Source organism: Pseudomonas sp. MH9.3 (assembly GCF_034354675.1).
Taxonomy (GTDB): Bacteria; Pseudomonadota; Gammaproteobacteria; order Pseudomonadales; family Pseudomonadaceae; genus Aquipseudomonas.
In genome coordinates this window covers 1,477,447-1,499,803 of record NZ_CP133785.1, presented here as the reverse complement: position 1 = coordinate 1,499,803, position 22,357 = coordinate 1,477,447, and the positions used below count along the sequence as shown (strand labels likewise).

General features: G+C 61.3%; 19 protein-coding genes. 1 reads left to right on the top strand and 18 read right to left on the bottom strand.

Annotated features, from left to right (window positions below):
- From nuoJ to RHM60_RS06105, 18 genes are all read right to left on the bottom strand, one after another.
- Positions 1-504: an NADH-quinone oxidoreductase subunit J gene (nuoJ, locus tag RHM60_RS06190; protein WP_016974946.1), complete on the bottom strand. Its 504-nt coding sequence runs from the start codon at positions 502-504 to the stop codon at positions 1-3.
- Between the two features lie 9 nt (positions 505-513).
- The gene (gene nuoI, locus RHM60_RS06185; RefSeq protein WP_003174725.1) at positions 514-1,062 is read right to left on the bottom strand and encodes an NADH-quinone oxidoreductase subunit NuoI; all 549 of its coding nucleotides are present in this window, start codon (positions 1,060-1,062) and stop codon (positions 514-516) included.
- Positions 1,063-1,073: 11 nt separating this feature from the next.
- Positions 1,074-2,081, bottom strand: coding sequence for an NADH-quinone oxidoreductase subunit NuoH (nuoH, locus tag RHM60_RS06180; protein WP_003232075.1), 1,008 nt, complete (start codon positions 2,079-2,081; stop codon positions 1,074-1,076).
- Entirely contained in the window at positions 2,078-4,792 is a 2,715-nt protein-coding gene (gene nuoG / locus RHM60_RS06175; protein ID WP_322213954.1) for an NADH-quinone oxidoreductase subunit NuoG, read from the bottom strand. Before nuoG ends, nuoH begins: the two co-directional genes overlap by 4 nt.
- A gap of 135 nt (positions 4,793-4,927) precedes the next feature.
- Positions 4,928-6,286, bottom strand: coding sequence for an NADH-quinone oxidoreductase subunit NuoF (gene nuoF, locus RHM60_RS06170; protein WP_003232078.1), 1,359 nt, complete (start codon positions 6,284-6,286; stop codon positions 4,928-4,930).
- Positions 6,283-6,780: an NADH-quinone oxidoreductase subunit NuoE gene (gene nuoE, locus RHM60_RS06165; protein ID WP_056861694.1), complete on the bottom strand. Its 498-nt coding sequence runs from the start codon at positions 6,778-6,780 to the stop codon at positions 6,283-6,285. Before nuoE ends, nuoF begins: the two co-directional genes overlap by 4 nt.
- A gap of 2 nt (positions 6,781-6,782) precedes the next feature.
- Positions 6,783-8,567 (bottom strand): NADH-quinone oxidoreductase subunit C/D, encoded by a 1,785-nt coding sequence (gene nuoC, locus RHM60_RS06160; protein ID WP_209982847.1) that lies wholly within the window; start codon positions 8,565-8,567, stop codon positions 6,783-6,785.
- Positions 8,568-8,638: 71 nt separating this feature from the next.
- Entirely contained in the window at positions 8,639-9,313 is a 675-nt protein-coding gene (locus tag RHM60_RS06155) for a NuoB/complex I 20 kDa subunit family protein (protein ID WP_012724951.1), read from the bottom strand.
- Positions 9,314-9,323: 10 nt separating this feature from the next.
- Positions 9,324-9,737 carry an NADH-quinone oxidoreductase subunit A gene (locus tag RHM60_RS06150; protein ID WP_015372409.1) on the bottom strand — a complete coding sequence of 138 codons (414 nt, stop codon included), beginning with the start codon at positions 9,735-9,737 and terminating at the stop codon, positions 9,324-9,326.
- Positions 9,738-10,373: 636 nt separating this feature from the next.
- The gene (gene aceA, locus RHM60_RS06145; protein WP_209982845.1) at positions 10,374-11,699 is read right to left on the bottom strand and encodes an isocitrate lyase; all 1,326 of its coding nucleotides are present in this window, start codon (positions 11,697-11,699) and stop codon (positions 10,374-10,376) included.
- Between the two features lie 179 nt (positions 11,700-11,878).
- Positions 11,879-12,604 (bottom strand): secretin N-terminal domain-containing protein, encoded by a 726-nt coding sequence (locus tag RHM60_RS06140; RefSeq protein WP_322213953.1) that lies wholly within the window; start codon positions 12,602-12,604, stop codon positions 11,879-11,881.
- Between the two features lie 218 nt (positions 12,605-12,822).
- Positions 12,823-13,245, bottom strand: a complete 423-nt coding sequence (locus RHM60_RS06135) for a GNAT family N-acetyltransferase (protein ID WP_209982841.1) — start codon at positions 13,243-13,245, stop codon at positions 12,823-12,825.
- Positions 13,238-14,404 (bottom strand): cupin domain-containing protein, encoded by a 1,167-nt coding sequence (locus RHM60_RS06130; protein ID WP_322213951.1) that lies wholly within the window; start codon positions 14,402-14,404, stop codon positions 13,238-13,240. Before RHM60_RS06130 ends, RHM60_RS06135 begins: the two co-directional genes overlap by 8 nt.
- Positions 14,405-14,487: 83 nt before the next feature.
- Positions 14,488-15,858, bottom strand: coding sequence for an adenylosuccinate lyase (gene purB / locus RHM60_RS06125; protein ID WP_209982837.1), 1,371 nt, complete (start codon positions 15,856-15,858; stop codon positions 14,488-14,490).
- A gap of 125 nt (positions 15,859-15,983) precedes the next feature.
- The gene (hflD, locus tag RHM60_RS06120) at positions 15,984-16,607 is read right to left on the bottom strand and encodes a high frequency lysogenization protein HflD (RefSeq protein ID WP_209982835.1); all 624 of its coding nucleotides are present in this window, start codon (positions 16,605-16,607) and stop codon (positions 15,984-15,986) included.
- Positions 16,604-17,728 (bottom strand): tRNA 2-thiouridine(34) synthase MnmA, encoded by a 1,125-nt coding sequence (mnmA, locus tag RHM60_RS06115; protein ID WP_322213950.1) that lies wholly within the window; start codon positions 17,726-17,728, stop codon positions 16,604-16,606. The genes hflD and mnmA overlap by 4 nt, the downstream gene beginning before the upstream one ends.
- A gap of 59 nt (positions 17,729-17,787) precedes the next feature.
- A complete protein-coding gene (locus tag RHM60_RS06110; RefSeq protein WP_209982831.1) occupies positions 17,788-18,234 on the bottom strand; it encodes an NUDIX hydrolase in 447 nt (148 codons plus the stop codon).
- A 133-nt stretch (positions 18,235-18,367) separates the two neighbouring features.
- Positions 18,368-20,593 carry an NADP-dependent isocitrate dehydrogenase gene (locus tag RHM60_RS06105; RefSeq protein ID WP_322213949.1) on the bottom strand — a complete coding sequence of 742 codons (2,226 nt, stop codon included), beginning with the start codon at positions 20,591-20,593 and terminating at the stop codon, positions 18,368-18,370.
- Between the two features lie 497 nt (positions 20,594-21,090).
- On the opposite strand from RHM60_RS06105, the gene icd reads away from it, so the two are divergent.
- Entirely contained in the window at positions 21,091-22,347 is a 1,257-nt protein-coding gene (gene icd / locus RHM60_RS06100; RefSeq protein WP_322213948.1) for an NADP-dependent isocitrate dehydrogenase, read from the top strand.
- Positions 22,348-22,357 lie beyond the last annotated feature (10 nt).

The following is a 22,357-nucleotide window of genomic DNA, read 5'->3' as shown; positions in this document are numbered from 1 at the left end:
TCATTGCTCCTTGGCTTCGTTGCGGCCCAAGTGGAAGGCGGTGATGGCTGCGGCGAGCAGCAGCATCGAAGCCAGTTCGACCACCAGCAGGTACGGGCCGAACAGGCTGATGCCCACGGCCTTGGCGTCTACGGTGGTGTGGCCGATGGCCTGGCCGCTCTGGTGAGCGAACAGCACATACAGCAGTTCACCCAGCAGCAGGGCTGCGAGGATCACCGGGCCGAGCCAGATGCCGGGCTTGAGCCAGACGCGCTCCTGGGCGACCGAAGCCGGCCCGAGGTTGAGCATCATCACCACAAACACGAACAGCACCATGATGGCGCCGGCGTAGGCGATCACTTCCAGCACACCGGCAAACGGCGCGCCGAGGGCGAAGAAGGTCATGGCCACGGCGATCAGCGAAATGATCAGGTAGAGCAGGGCGTGCACAGGGTTGGTGTTGGTGATCACGCGAAGCGTGGACACAACCGCGATACCCGATGCGAAATAGAAAGCGAATTCCATCTTTCTTCCTTAAGGCAGCAAGCTCTTCACGTTGATCGGCTCGGCTTCGTTTTGTGCGGCGCCCTTGGGCTTACCGGCAACGGCCATACCTGCAACACGATAGAAGTTGTAATCAGGGTTTTTACCGGGACCAGAGATCAGCAGATCTTCTTTCTCGTACACCAGGTCCTGACGTTTGAACTCGGCCATCTCGAAATCCGGCGTGAGCTGGATCGCGGTGGTCGGGCAAGCTTCCTCGCAGAGGCCGCAGAAAATGCAGCGCGAGAAGTTGATGCGGAAGAAGTCCGGGTACCAGCGACCGTCTTCGGTTTCAGCTTTCTGCAGGGAGATGCAACCCACCGGGCACGCCACGGCGCACAGGTTGCAGGCTACGCAACGCTCTTCGCCATCGGGGTCGCGGGTGAGCACGATGCGGCCGCGATAGCGCGGCGGCAGGTACACCGCTTCTTCCGGATATTGCAGGGTGTCGCGTTTGCGAAAGCCGTGACCGAACACCATCACCAGGCTTCGCAACTGGGTACCGGTACCCTTAACGATGTCGCCAATATATTTGAACATGGGTCAAATCCTCACTGAACCGCGGCCGCTGGCGTGTTCAACAACACAACGGCAGCCGTCACCAGCAAATTGATCAGGGTCAGTGGCAGGCAGAAGCGCCAGCTGAAATCCATCACCTGGTCGTATCGTGGACGCGGAATGGAAGCGCGCAGCAGGATAAACAACATGATGAAGAACGCGGTCTTCAGGAAGAACCAGAAGAACGCCAACTGCGGCAGGATGCCGAACGGACCGTGCCAGCCGCCGAAGAACAGCGTCACCAGCAGGGCCGAGATCAGGATGATGCCGATGTATTCACCGACGAAGAACATGCCCCACTTCATGCCGGCATATTCAATGTGGTAACCGTCGGCCAGTTCCTGTTCCGCTTCCGGCTGGTCGAAGGGGTGACGGTGAGTCACGGCCACGCCAGCAATGAAGAAGGTACAGAAGCCGAAGAACTGCGGAATGATGAACCACAGGTTCTGCGCCTGGTACTCGACGATGTCGCGCATGTTGAACGAGCCGACCTGCACCACGATGCCCATCAGCGCCAGGCCCATGAACACTTCGTAGGACACGGTCTGGGCCGAGGCGCGCAAGCTGCCCAGCAGGGCAAACTTGTTGTTGCTCGACCAACCGGCGAACAGTACCGCATACACCGACAGACCGGCCATGGCGAAGAAGAACAGCAGGCCGATGTTCAGGTCCGCCACGCCCCAGGTCGGGGTGATCGGGATGACCGCAAAGGCGATCAGCAAGGCGCTCATGGCCACCACCGGCGCCAGGGTGAAGATCACCTTGTCGGCGAACGGCGGCGTCCAGTCTTCCTTGAAGAACATTTTCAGCATGTCGGCGGCGATCTGGAACATGCCGAACGGGCCAACGCGGTTCGGACCGTAACGGTCCTGCCACCAGCCCAGCAGACGGCGTTCGACGAAGCTGAGCAGGGCGCCCGCGACGACCACGGCCAACAGGATCACGATGGCCTTGAGGACCGAGATGATCACGTCGATCACTTCAGGGGTGAACCAGGTCATTGCGCTGCCTCCTGCAGACCGTCAACGGTTTTGCCGAAAATGGCCGGCGGGATGCCCGCAAGACCTTTAGGCAATGCAACCAGGCCAGCCCCCAACTCATCATTGATGCGCAGCGGCAGACGCAGGGTCTGGCCGCCCACGTTCAGGCTGAGCAGGGCACCGTCATTGACGCCCAGGCGATCGGCTTCGGACTTGGCCAACGACACGTAGGCTGCGGGAATGCGCTCTTGCACCGGCGCGGCCTTGGAAGAGGTCTCTTCGCTGCCGAACAGGTGGAACAACGGCACCACCTGCCAGGTGCCCGGCGCCGGGTTGAACGGACGCGGTACAGCGGCGAACCAGTTCAGCGAATCACCCGTGCTTTCGATCAGGCGAGTGCCCGGGTCGCCCGCGCGGATATGACCACCGACTTCGTCCTGGAACTTGTTCCAGGCCTGCGGCGAGTTCCAGCCCGGCGACCAGGCGAACGGCACCTGTTGACGCGGTTCGGCCGAACCCGAGTAGCCTTCCATGGAGAAGGCGAACGCGGTGTCGTGGTCTTGCGGGGTGCGCGGTTCGTGCACGCTGATGTCGGCGCGCATGGCGGTACGACCGGAGTAACGCAGCGGTTCGCGGGCCAGTTTCATGCCCTTGATGCGGAACGCGGCGGACGGTGCGGCATCGACAATCCGCGCGAGCTGCGGCGCGCTGGCGGCAGTGGCGGCGGTCACGTGATCGAGCTGGGTCCAGTCGATCGGCTGGTTCAGCAGGGTCGCGCGCAGGGCATGCAGCCAGCGCCAGCCTTCGTGAACCAGGATGCTGGCGTCCATGTATTTCGGATCGAACACCTGGAAGAAGCGCTGGGCGCGGCCTTCCTGGCTGACCAGGGTACCGTCGCCTTCGGCGAAGGTGGCGGCCGGCAGTACCAGATGGGCGCGTTCGCTGGTGGCGGTCTGCTGGTGGTCGGCGACGATCAGCACCTTGGCGGCGTTGAGCGCGGCGTCAACTTTGGCCGCGTCGGTGCGGGTGTACAGGTCGTTTTCCAGCACCACGATGGCGTCGGCGTTGCCGTCGATCACCGCTTGCAGGCCGGTGTCCAGCGACTCGCCACCGAGCATGGCCAGGCCAAGGCTGTTGGCTTCCGGCACGACCAGGCTGATGGAGCCGTTCTTGTCGCGCAGCTTCAAGGCCTTGGCGATGTTGGCAGCGGCCTCGATCAGTGCCTTGGAACCCAACGAGGTGCCGGCAATGATCAACGGACGCTTGGCCGCCAGCAGGGCGTCGGCGATGCGCTGGGCCAGCTCGAGGGCTTCAGTGTCCAGGCCTTCGACGGCCGGTGCGCTGGCGTCGAGGGCGTGGGCCACGGCGAAACCGATGCGGGCCAGGTCGTCCGGTGCGGCGTGCACGCATTCTTCGGCGATGTCGTCGAGCTTGGTTTCAGCCAGGGAGGCGATAAACAGCGGGTTCAGCGCGTGCTGGCCGATGTTTTTCACGGCGGCGTCGAGCCACGGCTGCACGCGCATGGCGTCGGCCATGTCTTCGGCCTTGCCCTTGACCGACTGGCGCAGGGACAGGGCCACGCGCGCTGCGGTCTGGGTCAGGTCTTCACCGAGCACGAAGATCGCATCGTGGTCTTCGATGTCGCGCATGTTCGGCACGGGCAGCGGGCTGTCGTTGAGCACTTGCAGGACCAGACGGATGCGTTCCAGCTCGGCGGCTTCGATACCGCAGTAGAAGTGCTCGGCACCGACCAGTTCGCGCAACGCGAAGTTGCTTTCGAGGCTGGCGCGTGGCGAACCGATACCGACAATGTTGCGGCCGCGCAGCAGGTCGGCGGCTTTATCCAGCGCGCTGTCCAGGCTCAGTTGGGTGCCATCGGCCAGCAATGGCTGGCGCGGGCGATCCTTGCGGTTGACATAGCCGTAGCCAAAACGGCCACGGTCGCAGAGGAAGTACTGGTTGACCGAACCGTTGAAGCGGTTTTCGATACGACGCAGTTCGCCGTAGCGCTCGCCCGGGGAGATGTTGCAACCGCTGGAGCAGCCATGGCAGATGCTCGGCGCGAACTGCATGTCCCACTTACGGTTGTAGCGCTCGGAGTGGGTCTTGTCGGTGAACACACCGGTCGGGCAGACCTCGGTGAGGTTGCCGGAGAACTCGCTTTCCAGAACGCCGTCTTCAACGCGACCGAAGTACACGTTGTCGTGGGCGCCGAAGACGCCCAGGTCGGTGCCGCCGGCGTAGTCTTTGTAGAAACGCACACAGCGATAGCAGGCGATGCAGCGATTCATTTCGTGGGAGATGAACGGGCCCAGTTGCTGGTTCTGGTGAGTGCGCTTGGTGAAGCGATAACGGCGCTCGTTGTGGCCGGTCATCACCGTCATGTCTTGCAGGTGGCAGTGACCGCCTTCCTCACAGACCGGGCAGTCGTGGGGGTGGTTGGTCATCAGCCATTCGACGACACTGGCGCGGAACGCCTTGGATTCTTCATCTTCGATGGAGATCCAGGTGTTGTCGGTGGCTGGGGTCATGCAGGACATGACGATACGACCACGGGTGTCGTTCTCGTCGGTGTACTGCTTGACCGCACACTGGCGACAGGCACCGACGCTACCGAGCGCGGGGTGCCAGCAGAAATACGGGATGTCGAGGCCGAGTGACAGACATGCCTGTAACAGGTTGTCCGCCCCATCGACTTCGAGCGCTTTGCCGTCTACGTGGATAGTGGCCATGGTTCAAAGTTCTTCGTTGGCCCGTTGTCAGTGGGCGTGGCTAATGGAATCTTGTTATTCATGTGCATCGATACAGCCATCAAGGCGTCAGCACATGAGAAAGCGAAGGGCACGGGCCCTTCGCCTTTTAAAGCGTTACGCGCCGACCATGGTCGGCGATACCACCTGAGTCAGCTCGCCCGCGCGGGTGGGCGCGATGCCGGCCTCGAATTCAGGGCGGAAGTATTTGATTGCGCTGCCCAATGGCTCCACGGCGCCCGGTGCGTGAGCACAGAAGGTCTTGCCTGGGCCGAGGAAGCCGACCAGGCCGAGCAGGGTTTCGATATCCCCCTCGCGGCCTTCGCCGTTTTCCAGGGCCATCAGCAGCTTCACGCTCCACGGCAAACCGTCGCGGCATGGGGTGCAGAAACCGCACGATTCACGCGCGAAGAACTGCTCCATGTTGCGCAGCAATGAAACCATGTTCACCGTGTTGTCCACCGCCATCGCCAGGCCGGTACCCATCCGGGTGCCGACCTTGCCGATACCGCCGGCATACATTTGTGCGTCGAGGTGTTCAGGGAGCAGGAAGCCGGTACCGGCGCCGCCTGGCTGCCAGGCTTTCAAGGTGTAGCCGTCGCGCATGCCGCCGGCGTAGTCCTCGAACAGCTCGCGTGCAGTCACGCCGAACGGCAGCTCCCACAGGCCAGGGTTCTTGACCTTGCCGGAGAAACCCATGAGCTTGGTGCCCATGTCTTCACTGCCTTCGCGGGCCAACGATTTGTACCAGTCCACGCCGTCGGCAATGATCGCCGGCACGTTGCACAGGGTTTCGACGTTGTTCACGCAGGTCGGCTTGCCCCACACGCCCACGGCGGCAGGGAAGGGTGGCTTGGAGCGCGGGTTGGCGCGGCGGCCTTCGAGGGAGTTGATCAGTGCGGTTTCTTCACCGCAGATATAACGCCCGGCGCCGGTGTGCACGAACAGTTCGAAGTCAAAACCGGAACCGAGGATGTTCTTGCCCAGCAGGCCGGCTGCCTTGGCTTCTGCCACGGCGCGGTTGAGGTGCTTGGCGGCGGTGGTGTATTCGCCACGCAGGAAGATGTAGCCACGGTAGGTCTTGAGTGCGCGCGCGCTGATCAGCATGCCTTCGATCAGCAGATGGGGCAGTTGCTCCATCAGCATGCGGTCTTTCCAGGTGTTCGGCTCCATTTCATCCGCGTTACACAAAAGGTAACGGATGTTGATGGATTCGTCCTTGGGCATCAGGCCCCACTTCACGCCGGTGGGGAAGCCCGCGCCGCCGCGACCCTTGAGGCCGGCGTCTTTCACGGTCTGGACGATATCGTCCTGGGCCATGTCGGCGAAGGCCTTGCGTGCAGCGGCGTAGCCGTTCTTGGTCTGGTACTCGTCGAGCCAGACCGGCTCGCCGTCGTCACGCAGGCGCCAGGTCAGCGGGTGGGTCTCGGCCGAACGCTTGATCAGGTTGGCCGGGCCGAAAGAGGTCAGGGTCATGGGTAGCCCTCGAGCAATTGGGTCACGCCAGCAGGCTGTACGTCACCGAATGTGTCGTCGTCGATCATCAACGCCGGCGCCTTGTCGCAGTTGCCCAGGCAGCACACCGGCAGCAGCGTGAAGCGGCCGTCTGCGGTGGTCTGGCCCAGGCCAATGCCGAGCTTGTTCTGGATTTCGCTGACCACCGATTCGTGGCCACCGATGTAGCAGACCATGCTGTCGCACACGCGAATGATGTGGCGACCCACCGGCTGACGGAAGATCTGGCTGTAGAACGTGGCCACACCTTCAACGTCGCTGGCGGGGATGCCGAGGATCTCGCCGATGGCGTAGAGGGCGCCGTCCGGCACCCAGCCACGTTCCTTCTGCACGATCTTCAGGGCTTCGATCGACGCCGCGCGCGGGTCTTCGTAGTGATGCAGCTCGTGCTCGATGGCCGAGCGCTCGGTTTCACTCAAGGTGAAACGGTCTGTCTGGATAAGCGTGCTGTTCATGCTTAGCGGTCCACGTCGGCCATAACGAAATCGATACTACCCAGGTACGCAATCAAGTCCGCGACCATTTCACCTTTGATCACCGAAGGGATCTGCTGCAGGTGCGGGAAGCTTGGGGTACGAATCCGGGTGCGGTAGCTCATGGTGCCGCCATCGCTCGTCAGGTAATAACTGTTGATACCCTTGGTCGCTTCAATCATCTGGAAGGATTCGTTGGCCGGCATGACCGGGCCCCACGAAACCTGCAGGAAGTGCGTGATCAGGGTTTCGATGTGCTGCAGCGTGCGCTCCTTGGGCGGCGGCGTCGTCAGCGGGTGATCCGCCTTGTACGGGCCGGCCGGCATGTTGCGCATGCATTGCTCGATGATCTTCAGGCTCTGGCGCATTTCTTCGACGCGCACGATGCAGCGGTCGTAGGCATCGCCATTGGCGGCCGTCGGAATCTCGAATTCGAAGTTCTCATAGCCGGAGTACGGGCGCGCTTTACGCAGGTCGAAGTCGCAACCGGTGGAACGCAGGCCGGCACCGGTGACGCCCCATTCCAGGGCCTCTTTGGTGTTGTATTGCGCGACGCCGATGGTGCGGCCCTTGAGGATGCTGTTGTCCAGCGCGGCCTTTTGGTACTCGTCCAGACGCTTGGGCATCCAGTCGATGAATTCCTTGACCAGACGTTCCCAGCCGTTCGGCAGGTCATGCGCCACGCCGCCGATGCGGTACCAGGCCGGGTGCAGGCGGAAACCGGTGACGGCTTCGATGACCTTGTAGGCGCGTTGACGGTCGGTGAAGGTAAAGAACACCGGAGTCATGGCGCCCACGTCCTGGATGTAGGTACCCAGGAACAGCAGGTGGCTGGTGATGCGGAAGAACTCGGCCATCATGATGCGGATGGTGTCGACGCGGTCCGGCACCTTGATACCGGCGAGCTTCTCGACCGAGAGCACGTACGGCAGGTTGTTCATTACGCCGCCGAGGTAGTCGATACGGTCGGTGTACGGAATGAAGCTGTGCCAGGACTGACGCTCGGCCATTTTTTCGGCACCACGGTGGTGGTAGCCGATATCGGGCACGCAGTCGACGATTTCTTCGCCGTCCAGTTGCAGGATGATGCGGAAGGCACCGTGAGCTGAAGGGTGGTTCGGGCCCAGGTTGAGGAACATGTAGTCCTCGTTGGTGCCGGAGCGTTTCATGCCCCAGTCTTCCGGGCGGAAGCGTGCGGCTTCTTCTTCGAGCTGTTGCTTGGCCAGGGTCAGGCTGAAGGGGTCGAATTCGGTGGCGCGCGCAGGGTAGTCCTTGCGCAACGGGTGACCTTCCCACGTCGGCGGCATCATGATGCGCGTGAGGTGCGGGTGGCCCGGGAAGTCGATACCGAACATGTCCCAGACTTCGCGCTCGTACCAGCTTGCGTTGGGCCAGATACCGGTGACGGTCGGCACGCTCAGGTCGCCTTCGCTGAGGGCAACCTTGATCATCACATCGCTGTTACGTTCCAGCGACATCAGGTGGTAGAACACGGTGAAATCGGCGCCGCTGGGCAGCCCCTGGCGCTTGGTGCGCAGACGCTCGTCCACGCCATGCAGGTCATAGAGCATGACGTACGGCTTGGGCAGGTTGCGCAGGAAGCTCAGGACTTCGACGAGCTTGGCCCGCGCCACCCACAGCACCGGCATACCGGTGCGTGTGGCCTGGGCGGTGAAGGCGTCAGGGCCAAAACGGTTATTGAGTTCGACAACCACGTCCTGGTCGTCTGCCTTATAAGGCGGGATGTACAGAGCACTGCCTGTAGTCATGGTTTTTTATCGCTTTCGGTCAACGTAAAGAATGAGGCCAGGTGTTCGTTCTATAAAAGAAGCGGGCTGGATCAGACTTCGTCGGGGCTGCGCAGGTTGGTGACTGCGATTCGCTGTTCGCGGCGCTGTTCCTTTTGTGACGGCATCTCGGCGCGGTACACGCCTTGATCGCCGACGACCCAGGAAAGCGGGCGACGCTCCTTGCCAATCGACTCCTGCAGCAACATCAAGCCTTGCAGAAAAGCTTCAGGGCGGGGCGGGCAGCCAGGCACGTAGACGTCCACGGGCAGGAACTTGTCCACCCCCTGAACCACGGAGTAGATGTCGTACATGCCACCGGAGTTGGCGCACGAACCCATGGAGATAACCCACTTTGGCTCGAGCATTTGCTCGTAGAGGCGCTGAATGATCGGCGCCATCTTGATAAAGCAGGTACCGGCGATAACCATGAAGTCCGCCTGGCGCGGCGATGCCCGGATAACTTCGGCGCCAAAGCGCGCGATGTCGTGGGGCGCCGTGAAGGCGGTGGTCATTTCCACGTAGCAGCACGAAAGGCCGAAGTTGTACGGCCACAGGGAGTTTTTACGCCCCCAGTTGACCGCGCCACTCAGCACGTCTTCGAGCTTGCCCATGTAGATGTTTTTGTGGACTTGGTCTTCTAACGGATCGGAGACGGTTTCCCGTTCGCCGATGGGGTACTGATCGTTAGGAGCATCCGGGTCGATCCTGGTGAGATTGTATTGCATCGCCAAAGCCTCATTGTTTCAGCTTCGCTTGCCGCTTGCGACGAGCTTCCGGAGCCCAGTCAAGGGCGCCCACTCGAAATAGGTAGACAAGGCCTGCCAACAGAATTGCTATGAAAACGAGGGCTTCGACGAATCCGGTCCAGCCGCTTTCGCGGACGGACACAGACCAGGCAAAGAGAAAAAGGGCTTCGATATCGAAGATCACGAAGAGCATCGCGACCAGATAGAATTTGGCTGAGAGCCGCAAGCGGGCGCCACCTGTAGGCAGCATGCCGGATTCGAACGGTTCATTCTTGCTGCGCCCCCAGGCTTTTGACCCGAGGAGGCTGGAGACGCCGAGCATGAAGGCGCAAAGCCCCACAACACCGAGGAGGAAAATGGCAAAGCCCCAGTTGTGGGCGATGAGTCCTGTCGCTTCGGTCATGCTGGAAATCCTTAACAGAGAGCAAAGGTCTCTGGGCTCGAAAAAGTAACGATGCAGTGACGATATGTCGCACTGCAATCAATCCCGGTGATTTTATGGCTAAACACCGGGCAAGTAAAATTCCTGCGGCGAAATTATTCGGTGGATGAAGCACATAGTGCACCTTTGTGGGGCTGTAGCCCTTGCTCTGCGGGCATTAGCGGGCTTTGAATCAATTACGTCTTGTTTAAGCTATAACGAAGTTTTCAGTGGCCAAATGATAATGAATATTGTTTGCGTGGGGTTTAAGCGATTGTTTCTCATGTGGCGGGGGAAGTTGCCGTTACTTGCTTGAGTGTCGCTTAGTTGTCGCAGCGATTCTTTTAACCGATTCGGTGTGTGCGAATACCGCTCTGGATCAATGTTTTGCGCAAAATTCCTTGTGGGAGGGGGCTTGCTCCGGATAGCTGAGTATCAGCCAACTCATCTGTTGCTGATCCACCGCTATCGGGAGCAAGCCCCCTCCCACATTTGGTCTGTAGTGCATCGGTAGGTTTTGTGCAGGCAAAAAAACGCCCCGAACCAGTCGGGGCGTGATTGTTGCGCGGCACTGCAGTTAGGTCTTCCCTGGGGCCGCAGTGGCCGTGTACGCGTTATTTAGTGGAACTGCTCTTCTTCAGTCGAACCCTTCAGCGCAGTCACCGACGAGGTGCCGCCCTGGATCACGGTGGTCATGTCGTCGAAGTAGCCGGTGCCCACTTCCTGCTGGTGCGCCACGAAGGTGTAGCCCTTGGCGGCGTCAGCGAACTCCTGCTCCTGCAGCTTCACGTAGGCGGTCATGTCGTTGCGGGCGTAGTCGTGCGCCAGGTTGAACATGCTGTGCCACATGTTGTGAATGCCGGCCAGGGTGATGAACTGGTGCTTGTAGCCCATGGCCGACAGTTCGCGCTGGAACTTGGCGATGGTCGCGTCGTCCAGGTTCTTCTTCCAGTTGAAGGACGGCGAGCAGTTGTAGGACAGCAGCTGGTCCGGGTATTCCTTCTTGATCGCTTCGGCGAAACGACGCGCTTCGTCCAGATCCGGCTTGGCGGTTTCGCACCAGATCAGGTCGGCATACGGCGCGTAGGCCAGGCCACGGGCGATGGCCTGGTCGAGGCCGGCGCGCACCTTGTAGAAACCTTCCTGAGTGCGTTCGCCGGTCACGAACGGCTGGTCGTACGGATCGCAATCGGACGTCAAGAGGTCGGCCGCGTTGGCGTCGGTACGGGCAAGGATAATGGTCGGGGTGCCGGCCACGTCGGCGGCCAGGCGCGCAGCGGTCAGCTTCTGTACCGCCTCCTGGGTCGGAACCAATACCTTGCCGCCCATGTGGCCGCATTTTTTCACCGAGGCCAACTGGTCTTCGAAGTGCACGCCGGCAGCGCCTGCCTCGATCATGCTTTTCATCAGTTCGTAGGCGTTGAGTACGCCGCCGAAACCGGCTTCGGCATCGGCCACGATGGGGGCGAAGTAGTCGATGTAGCCTTCGTCGCCCGGGCCTTTGCCGGCTTTCCACTGGATCTGGTCGGCACGGCGGAACGAGTTGTTGATGCGCTTGACCACGGTCGGCACCGAGTCCACCGGGTACAGCGACTGGTCGGGGTACATGGATTCGGCGGAGTTGTTGTCCGCCGCCACTTGCCAGCCGGACAGGTAGATCGCCTGGATACCGGCTTTTACCTGCTGCACGGCCTGGCCGCCGGTGAGGGCGCCCATGCAGTTGACGAAATCCTTGTCGGGGCGGAAGGACGGCTTGGCACCCTGGGTGACCAGGTTCCACAGCTTCTCGGCGCCGAGTTTGGCAAAGGTGTGCTCAGGTTGAACCGAGCCGCGCAGGCGGACGACGTCAGCAGCCGAATAAGCGCGGGTCACGCCTTTCCAGCGTGGGTTTTCAGCCCAGTCTTTTTCGAGGGCTGCAATTTGCTGTTCGCGTGTCAGTGCCATGGAGATAAACCTCGTCGTCGCGTCTTGTTAGGGTTCAAGGGCCCCTTGCCAGGGCCCTGGATTAGCGGGAGCGAGGCCATCATGCACAGCCTTTTTTGGGGCGTCAAATGTTTTGTAGTGCTTTTTTAAAAGCACTACATATTTGCCTTTGTGCGACTTGTCAGTCAGTTTTTGGTGCCTCAGTTCAGGCTGTCGACTTTGACCCGTACAGTCAGGTCATCGCGGCCCTGAGTAGAGTAGCTGCGGGTTGTAGAGGATTTGTCGGCTTGAGTCGCGCGGTTGATGCCGGCCAGGGAAATCCACTCGCCCAGACGACCGCTGACGGTTGTGTCGGTACTTTGCACATTCACTACATCGGGACGTTCCTGGCTCATACGGTCACGGTTGGTACTGATCGCCAGGTGAACGGTCTCGCCGGTGACGCTGGCCGTGACGTAGAAACCCTGGGTGACATTGCGGTACTGGGTCTGATTCTGCAGGCGACCGTAACTGTCCTGCTGAGTGCTGGTCAGCGGCACGCTCTGGCCCACCTGGATCAGTGCGGGCACGCCTTCGCTGGCCTGGATCTGCTGGATGCCGCCTTCATGGCTCTCGGTGCTGTAGCTAATCACCTGACCATTGGTTTGCTGGTTGTTTTCATGGGTGTCGACGGTGATCAGCAGACGCTTGGCGGGTGTGTCCAGCTGCGCGAGCAGGGCGCGCAAACCCTCGATTTTATCCGGTTGCGCATTGACGATCAGCTGATTGCCATAGGCGCTGACGGTGCCGTCCTTGCCAATGAAGTTTTGCGCCACGGGCAGCAGGTCGGCGCTGGTGCGGTTGCTCAGGTCGACCACGGCCGTGTCGGCCATGGCTGACACGCTGGTGGTCAGGAGGAGGGCGGTGAGCAGGGTGCGTAGGGACATGTCCGTGATCTCTGCAATTCATTTGGCTTGATAGTGCCAGTTTGTCGGCCTGGCAGGGCGCAAGTTGAATATCAGGCAGCAAAATGCCCTGGCAAGGCAGGGCATTTTATGGTGTTGCTGAAACAGCCATCGGGGGCAAGCCCCTCCCACACTTGAAGATGTACTCTGTCAAAATGTGGGAGGGGGCTTGCCCCCGATAGCTGCGACGCGGTCCTGGATCAGTCCCCGCGCACCATATCCACATGCGGAATCCCGACCTCAAGAAACTCATCGCTGACAATCTTGAAGCCCAGCCGCTCGTAAAACGGCGCCGCGTACACCTGCGCACTGAGGAACTGCCGGGTCTGCCCGCGTTGCTCGGCCACGCCGATCACCGCTTCCATCAGCTTGTCGCCCACTCTCAGTCCACGCCAGTCTTTAAGTACCGACACGCGGCCGATCTCGCCGCTGGGCAGCAGGCGCGCGGTGCCAATGGGAAAGTCGCCTTCAAACGCCAGAAAATGCATGGCACCCGCGTCGTCCGCGTCCCACTCCAGCTCGGGTGGAACCGATTGTTCCGCGATAAACACCGCTTCACGAATGCGCCGAATCTCGTCGATATCCTTTCGCCAGTCCGCGACACTTACGTGAATCCTATTCATCGGCGAACCCCAGGCTGCCCTGCTTGACCAGCTCGCACAGCAGGTCACGGCCGTCTTCGTCGGCCAGCCATGGGCCGAGGTTGTCGCTGTGCAGCGCATCGGCCGAGCACACCAGCTTCAGCAGCTCGCGCAGCTTGCCTGGCAGGTAGCGGCTCTGGCCGCTGGCGAACAGCAGCACGTCGTCGTCGACTTCCGACCAGGCCAGGCGCGCGCTTGGGTTGCGCACCAGGATCGCGCCGTCCTGCAGGCTGGCAATGAAGTCGTCTTCGCCCAGCTCTTCGCCGGCCACCAATTCCGGGTAGCGCGGCTCGGTCATGAACTGGCCGAACCAGGTGAGCAGCATGCGCTCGTCGCTCATGTGCTCGGCCAGCAGGCTCTTGAGGCGGTCGAGGGCGTCGCTCTGGATCTGGTGTGGGTCGCTGACCGGCTGTGCATCGGCGTCGGTGTAGCGTTCTTCGTCGGTCAGGTACTGGCTGAGGAAGTCGGTGAAGTGGGTCAGCACTTCGGCGGCGCTTGGCGCGCGGAAACCCACCGAGTAGGTCATGCAGTCGTCTTCGGCGATGCCAAAATGGGCCAGGCGCGGCGGCAGGTAGAGCATGTCGCCCGGCTCCAGCACCCATTCGGCGCTTTCTTCGAAGTCGGCGAGGATGCGCAGGTCGGCATGCTGCAGCAGCGGGCTCTCCGAGTTGCACATCTGGCCGATCTTCCAGTTGCGCTTGCCCTGGGCCTGCAGCAGGAACACGTCGTAATTGTCGAAGTGCGGGCCCACGCTGCCGCCCGGTGCGGCGAAGCTGATCATCACGTCGTCAATGCGCCAGCTCGGCAGGAAGCGGAACTGTTGCAGCAGCTCGGCCACTTCCGGCACGAACTGGTCAACCGCCTGCACCAGCAGGGTCCACTCGCGCTCGGGCAGGGTGCTGAAAGCGTCTTCGGCGAACGGCCCGCGACGCAGTTCCCATGGACGTTCGCCATGCTCGATCACCAGGCGCGATTCGACTTCTTCTTCCAGCGCCAGGCCTGCCAGTTCGTCGGCGTCGATCGGGCTTTCGAAATCGGGGATGGCCTGACGGATCAGCAAGGGTTTCTTCTGCCAGTAGTCGCGCAGGAACTCCCGTGCCGTGATGCCGCCCAAGAGTTGAAGAGGGATATCAGGATTCATGTGTAACCTATTGAAAAAAAGCACTTTTAAGACTGAAATGAAAACGCCCGGCGCGGCCGGGCGTCTCAAGGGTCTTGCGATGGTCAGATGCGCTTGGCTTGCGCGACAGCGTTGCCGATGTAGTTGGCCGGCGTCAGCAGTTTCAGCTCGGCTTTGGCCGCGGCTGGCATGTCCAGGCCGTCGATGAAAGTTTGCAGCGCTTCAGGGCTGATGCCCTTGCCGCGCGTCAATTCTTTCAGCTTTTCGTAGGGGTTTTCGATGTTGTAGCGGCGCATCACGGTCTGGATCGGCTCGGCCAGCACTTCCCAGCAAGCGTCCAGGTCAGCGGCGATTTTCTGCTCGTTGAGCTCAAGCTTGCTGATGCCTTTGAGGCTGGCTTCGTACGCGATCACGCTATGGGCAAAGCCCACGCCGAGGTTGCGCAGTACGGTGGAGTCGGTCAGGTCGCGCTGCCAGCGGGAGATCGGCAACTTGCTGGCCAGGTGCTGGAACAGTGCGTTGGCGATGCCGAGGTTGCCTTCGGAGTTTTCGAAATCGATCGGGTTGACCTTGTGCGGCATGGTCGAGGAACCGATTTCGCCGGCAATGGTGCGCTGCTTGAAGTAGCCCAGGGAGATGTAGCCCCAGATATCACGGTCGAAGTCGATCAGGATGGTGTTGAAGCGCGCAATGGCGTCGAACAGCTCGGCGATGTAGTCGTGGGGTTCGATCTGCGTGGTGTAGGGGTTGAAGCCCAGGCCCAGCTCGTCTTCGATGAAGGCGCGGGCGTTTTCTTCCCAGTCGATCTCGGGGTAGGCCGAGAGGTGCGCGTTGTAGTTGCCCACGGCGCCGTTGATCTTGCCCAGCAACGGCACGGCCGCCACCTGAGCGATCTGGCGTTCCAGGCGATACACCACGTTGGCCAGTTCTTTGCCCAAAGTGGTCGGCGACGCCGGCTGACCGTGGGTACGCGACAGCATCGGCACGGCGGCGAAACGGATGGCCAGCTCACGGATGGCCTCGGCAGTCTGGCGCATCAGCGGCAGCATCACGTCATCACGGCCTTCGCGCAGCATCAGGGCGTGGGACAGGTTGTTGATGTCCTCGCTGGTGCAGGCAAAGTGGATGAACTCGCTGACCTGGGCCAGTTCCGGCAGCTTGGCCGCCTGCTCCTTGAGCAGGTACTCAATGGCTTTGACGTCGTGGTTGGTGGTGCGCTCGATCTCTTTCACACGCTCGGCGTGCTCCAGGGCGAAGTTGTCCGCCAGGGTGTTGAGCACTGCGTTGGCTTCGGCGGAGAACGCCGGCACTTCGCTGATGCCAGGGTGAGCGGCCAGGCGCTGGAGCCAGCGCACTTCAACCAGCACGCGCGCACGGATCAGGCCGTACTCGCTGAAAATAGGGCGCAGGGCCTGGGTTTTGCCGGCGTAGCGGCCGTCAACAGGGGAAACCGCAGTGAGCGAAGAAAGCTGCATGGGGTGCTCTCGGACAGTCGGGCAACGAAATGGGGCGCGTATCATACATGAAAAGATCCGCCGGTCCGTTGCCAACTGACCGGCGTATTACGCGTAGCGGCGTGAAAACAGTCTGTTGCGGCGACTTATTCGTTGCGCATCAACGGGTAAAGCTCTTTGAGCAATTTGCGTCGGCTGATCACCAGCTGCCAGCGATGGCCGCCCAACTGACGCCACAACCGCGCCGAACGAATACCGGCCAGCAGCAGGGCGCGGATCTTCGAGGCGTTGTTCGGTTGCTGCAGGTTGCGCATGTCGCCGTGCACCTGGATGCGCTGGCGCAGGGTGCTCAGGGTGTCCTGGTACAGCGCGCCGCAGGCGGCGACCACGTTTTCGTGGGCCGGGCCGAAGTGTTCGACCTGGGACTGGATCTGCGGCAGGCGTTTGCCGATGGTGTCGAGCAGGTCGTCGCGCTTGGCCAGTTGACGCTCCAGGCCGAGCATCGACAGGGCGTAGCGCAACGGCTCGCGCTGCAGGGTGCTGGGGTCGCGCTCCAGGGCGCCGATCAGTGCGCGGTAGCCTTCACGCAGCGCCAGATCGTCGCCACCGTAGACTTCCAGAGTGTCCTTGGGGTCGCGGATCAGCAGGCTGCCGAGCATGCAGGTCAGGCCGGCTTCGGTGACCTGGCCGGTTCTGGCGATCTTGTCCACCAGCACCGCCGCGAGGAACACGCCGCCGAGCGCCGTCAATTGCTCCTGGGTCGGGCTCATGCCGGGTGGCTCCAGGCTTGCGCGACTTCAATCACGCCGCCGCCCAGGCAGATTTCGCCGTCGTAGAACACCACGGACTGGCCTGGCGTGACCGCGCGTTGCGGGTCGTCGAAGGTGGCGCGGTAGCCGTTGGCGGTTTTTTCCAGGGTGCAGGGCTGGTCGCCCTGGCGATAGCGCACCTTGGCGGTCAGGCGACGCGGCGTGCTGAGGTCTACAGGGTTGACCCAGTAGATCTCGGAAGCGAGCAGCGCGCCGGAGAACAGCAGAGGGTGCTCGTTGCCCTGGCCGACGACCAGCACGTTGTGTTCCAGGTCCTTGACCAGCACGTACCACGGCTCTTCGCCGGCGTCCTTCAAGCCGCCGATGCCCAGGCCCTGGCGCTGGCCGATGGTGTGGTACATCAGGCCGTGGTGGCGGCCGATCACTTCGCCTGAAGGGGTTTTGATCTCGCCCGGCTGCGCCGGCAGGTACTGCTTGAGAAAATCGCTGAAACGGCGCTCACCGATAAAGCAGATGCCGGTGGAGTCCTTCTTCTTGGCGGTGGCCAGGCCGTGTTGCTCGGCGATCCTGCGCACTTCGGGTTTTTCCAGTTCGCCCACCGGGAACAGGGTCTTGGCGATCTGTTCGCCGCCGACGGCGTGCAGGAAGTAGCTCTGGTCCTTGTTCGGGTCCAGGCCCTTGAGCAATTCGGTGCGGCCATCGATATCGCGGCGGCGCACATAATGCCCGGTGGCGATCAGGTCGGCGCCGAGCATCAGGGCGTAGTCGAGGAACGCCTTGAACTTGATTTCGCGGTTGCACAGAATGTCCGGGTTCGGCGTGCGGCCGGCCTTGTATTCGGCCAGGAAGTGCTCGAACACATTGTCCCAGTACTCGGCGGCGAAGTTGGCGGTGTGCAGCTTGATGCCGATCTTGTCGCACACGGCCTGGGCATCCGCCAGGTCGTCCATGGCGGTGCAGTATTCCGTTCCATCGTCTTCTTCCCAGTTCTTCATGAACAGGCCTTCCACCTCATAACCCTGCTCCATGAGCAGAACGGCGGAAACGGAAGAATCCACGCCGCCGGACATGCCGACGATGACGCGCTTCTTTTGTGTGTCAGAAGGGGCTGGATCACGCATAGGGTTTCAACGGGTGTCTTGAAAAAGGACGCGATTCTAGCAGGCCGCAGCCGCTAAGGCTAAAGAGAAGGGCGGATCAATTCCAGACTGTGCTTCTGGCCGGCCAGATAATCATCGATACAGCGGATGATCAGCTCGCTGCGCCAGTCGGCGCGCAGGGCGATCAATTCGTCGCGGGACAGCCAGCGGGCGCGCAGGATGCCTTCGTCGAGTTGATAGTCGGTGTGGTGCTTAAGCGCTTTGGCGATAAAGCATACACGCTGGTAGGTCACGCCATTGCTCGGTGCGGTGTAGAGATAAATGCCGACGATGCCGGTGGCTTCGACGTCCCAGCCGGTTTCTTCGAGGGTTTCGCGCACGGCGGCTTCGGTGAGGGTCTCATTGGGCTCCAGATGCCCGGCGGGCTGATTGAGCACGGCGCGGCCGCCCTTGAGTTCTTCGACCATCAGGAAGCGGCCGTTGTCTTCGACGAGGGTGGCGACGGTGATGTGGGGGAGCCAGGTCATGGGCAAGTCTCTCTATGCCAGTGTGGGTGGGAGCAAGCCCCCTGCCACAGTTTGATCGGGTTTCTTCAGTGACTGAGCGGTGGAAACACAAACCCCGGCACTCGGCCGGGGTTCGTGGTACTGCGCTACAGCCTTACTTCAACTTGGCAATCGCCGCATTGAGCGTATTGCTCGGGCGCATGGCCTTGCTGGTCAGCTCAGGGTTCGGCGCGTAGTAGCCACCGATGTCCACAGGCTTGCCCTGTACGGCGTTGAGCTCGGCAACGATGGTTGCTTCGTTCGCGGCCAGGGTTTTCGCCAGTTCGCCGAACTGCGCCTGCAGCGCGGTATCTTCAGTCTGGGCGGCCAGGGCCTGGGCCCAGTACAGCGCCAGGTAGAAGTGACTGCCGCGGTTGTCGATGTTGCCGACTTTGCGCGAAGGCGACTTGTTGTTGTCGAGGAACTGGCCGGTGGCCTGGTCCAGGGTTTTGGACAGTACCAAGGCTTTCGGGTTGTTGTACGTCACACCCAGATGCTCAAGGGACGCGGCCAGGGCCAGGAATTCGCCCAGGGAGTCCCAGCGCAGGAAGTTTTCTTCCAGCAGTTGCTGCACGTGCTTGGGCGCCGAACCGCCGGCGCCGGTTTCGAACAGGCCGCCGCCGTTCATCAGCGGCACGATCGACAGCATCTTGGCGCTGGTGCCCAGTTCCATGATCGGGAACAGGTCGGTCAGGTAGTCGCGCAGGACGTTGCCGGTCACCGAGATGGTGTCCAGGCCCTTGCGGGTGCGCTCCAGGGTGAACTTCATCGCGTCGACCGGCGACATGATGCGGATGTCCAGGCCTTCGGTGTTGTGGTCTTTCAGGTAGGCCTGAACTTTTTCGACCACGACACCATCGTGCGCGCGCTGCGGATCGAGCCAGAAGATGGCCGGGGTGTCGCTGGCGCGGGCACGGTTGACGGCGAGCTTGACCCAGTCCTGAATCGGCGCGTCCTTGGTCTGGCACATGCGGAAGATGTCGCCGGCTTCGACGGTCTGTTCCATCAGCAGGTTGCCCTTGCTGTCGGTGACGCGCACAACGCCGTCAGCCTTGATCTGGAACGTCTTGTCGTGGGAACCGTACTCTTCGGCTTTCTTGGCCATCAGGCCCACGTTCGGCACGCTGCCCATGGTAGTCGGGTCGAAGGCGCCATGAGCCTTGCAGTCTTCGATGACCGCCTGGTAGATGGTCGCGTAGCAGCGATCCGGGATCACGGCCTTGGTGTCGTGCAACTGGCCGTCGGTGCCCCACATCTTGCCGGAGTCACGGATCATTGCCGGCATCGAGGCGTCGACGATCACGTCGCTCGGCACGTGCAGGTTGGTGATGCCCTTGTCGGAGTTGACCATCGCCAGGGATGGGCGAGCGGCGTAGACCGCCTGGATATCCGCTTCGATCTGCGCTTGCTGCTCGGCCGGCAGGGCCTTGATGCGTGCGTACAGGTCGCCGATGCCGTTGTTCAGGTTGAAGCCGATCTGCTCAAGCACGGCGGCGTGCTTGGCCAGGGCGTCCTTATAGAACTCGGCAACGATCTGGCCGAACATGATCGGGTCGGACACCTTCATCATGGTGGCTTTGAGGTGAACCGACAGCAGCACGCCCTGTTTCTTGGCGTCTTCGATTTCGGCGGCGATGAAGCTGCGCAGTGCGTTTTTGCTCAGCACGGCGGTGTCGATGATTTCGCCGGCCTGTACCGAGGTCTTTTCTTTGAGGACGCTGGCAGTGCCGTCCTGAGCGACCAGTTCGATCTTCACTGCGTCAGCGGCGTCGATCTGTACGGATTTTTCGCTGCCGTAGAAGTCGCCATTGCTCATGTGCGCGATGTGGGACTTGGAGTCAGCTGTCCAGGCGCCCATTTTATGCGGGTGCTTGCGCGCGTAGTTCTTGACCGACAGCGGTGCGCGGCGGTCGGAGTTGCCTTCGCGCAGTACCGGGTTCACGGCGCTGCCCTTGACCTTGTCGTAACGCGCACGGGTTTCTTTTTCCGCGTCGGTGGTTACGGTTTCCGGGTAGTCCGGCAGGGCATAGCCCTGGGCCTGCAGTTCCTTGATCGCGGCTTGCAGCTGCGGGGTCGAGGCGCTGATGTTAGGCAGCTTGATGATGTTGGCTTCAGGGGTTACGGCCAGGTCGCCCAGTTCGGCGAGGTGGTCCGCTACAGCCTTGGCGCCCAGTTGCTCGGGGAAGCTTGCGAGGATGCGCCCGGCGAGGGAAATGTCGCGGGTTTCCACGGCAATATCAGCGGAAGCGGTGAAGGCCTCTACGATAGGCAGCAATGAATAGGTGGCGAGGGCCGGGGCTTCGTCGGTGAAGGTATAGATGATCTTCGAGCGGGTGGGCATATTCGGATTAACTCTCTTCATTTGCTGAAAGCGTGCGCAGAAACTCGAGATGCGCCTGGGTTGAGCGCGTTCGTTCAAAGTCATCCATGAGCGAAATGTCGAGGTTTCTTCGCGGTGATGTTGAGTTGCATCAGTCGAGCGTCAAGCGGGTGGACTATTGTAGTAGTCCGGCTCGGCAGCTGAAGGCACCTGTTCCAGAGCGGTCAGCCGTCGTGACTCTTGGGTCAGCGGCGGCATTATACATAGGTCGCTATGCTCACGCAGAGCCTTCACACAAAAGGTGTGTCGTCCATTGGTCTAAAGGTCGCAGGCGGGCGAGGCAGGCTTGAGGTTGCGCGATGTGCTCAGGATTGGCGATTTTGCCATGGGTATAAAGCTTGTAGGCGACAAATGATGCTGTTTTCGATGCAAATGAGCAGGGCGCCAGGTGTCAGGTGTCATTTATCTGGAGTAGGCTCGAACGCAGCCAGATGTTCAATCCATAGATGGAGTTCAGCATGGGATACCAGAAGATTCAGGTTCCGGCCGTCGGCGACAAAATCACCGTTAATGCAGACCATTCGCTCAATGTGCCTGACCACCCGATCATCCCTTACATTGAAGGTGATGGCATCGGCGTCGACATCAGCCCGGTGATGATCAAGGTGGTCGATGCAGCGGTTGAAAAGGCCTACGGTGGCAAGCGCAAAATCTCCTGGATGGAGGTGTATGCCGGCGAGAAGGCCACTCAGGTCTACGATCAGGACACCTGGCTGCCCCAGGAAACCCTCGATGCGGTCAAGGATTACGTGGTGTCCATCAAGGGCCCGCTGACCACGCCAGTGGGCGGCGGGATCCGTTCGCTGAACGTGGCCCTGCGCCAGCAACTGGACCTGTACGTGTGCCTGCGCCCGGTACGCTGGTTCGAAGGTGTACCCAGCCCGGTGAAAAAGCCAGGGGATGTGGACATGACCATCTTCCGCGAAAACTCCGAGGACATTTACGCAGGCATCGAATGGAAGGCCGGCTCGCCGGAAGCGATCAAGGTGATCAAGTTTCTCAAGGAGGAAATGGGCGTCACCAAGATCCGCTTCGACCAGGATTGCGGGATTGGCGTCAAGCCCGTCTCTAAAGAAGGTACCGAGCGTCTGGCGCGCAAGGCCCTGCAGTACGTGGTGGACAATGACCGTGAGTCGCTGACCATCGTGCACAAAGGCAACATCATGAAGTTCACCGAGGGCGCCTTTAAGGAGTGGGCCTACGGCATCGCCGAGAAGGAATTTGGCGCGACCCTGCTCGACGGCGGCCCATGGATGCAGTTCAAAAATCCCAAAACGGGCAGGAAGGTGGTGGTCAAGGACGCCATTGCCGACGCCATGCTTCAGCAGATCCTGCTGCGGCCGGCTGAATATGACGTGATCGCCACGCTCAACCTGAACGGTGACTACCTGTCCGATGCGCTGGCGGCGGAAGTGGGGGGGATCGGCATTGCGCCGGGGGCCAACCTGTCCGACACCGTGGCCATGTTCGAGGCTACCCATGGGACGGCGCCCAAGTACGCAGGCAAGGACCAGGTCAACCCGGGCTCGCTGATTCTGTCGGCGGAAATGATGTTGCGCCATATGGGCTGGACCGAGGCAGCAGACCTGATCATTAAGGGCACTAACGGGGCTATTTCGGCCAAGACTGTGACGTATGACTTCGAACGCCTGATGGACGGGGCCACGCTGGTGTCGTCGTCGGGCTTTGGCGAGGCGTTGATTTCGCATATGTAAGCAGCCCCAA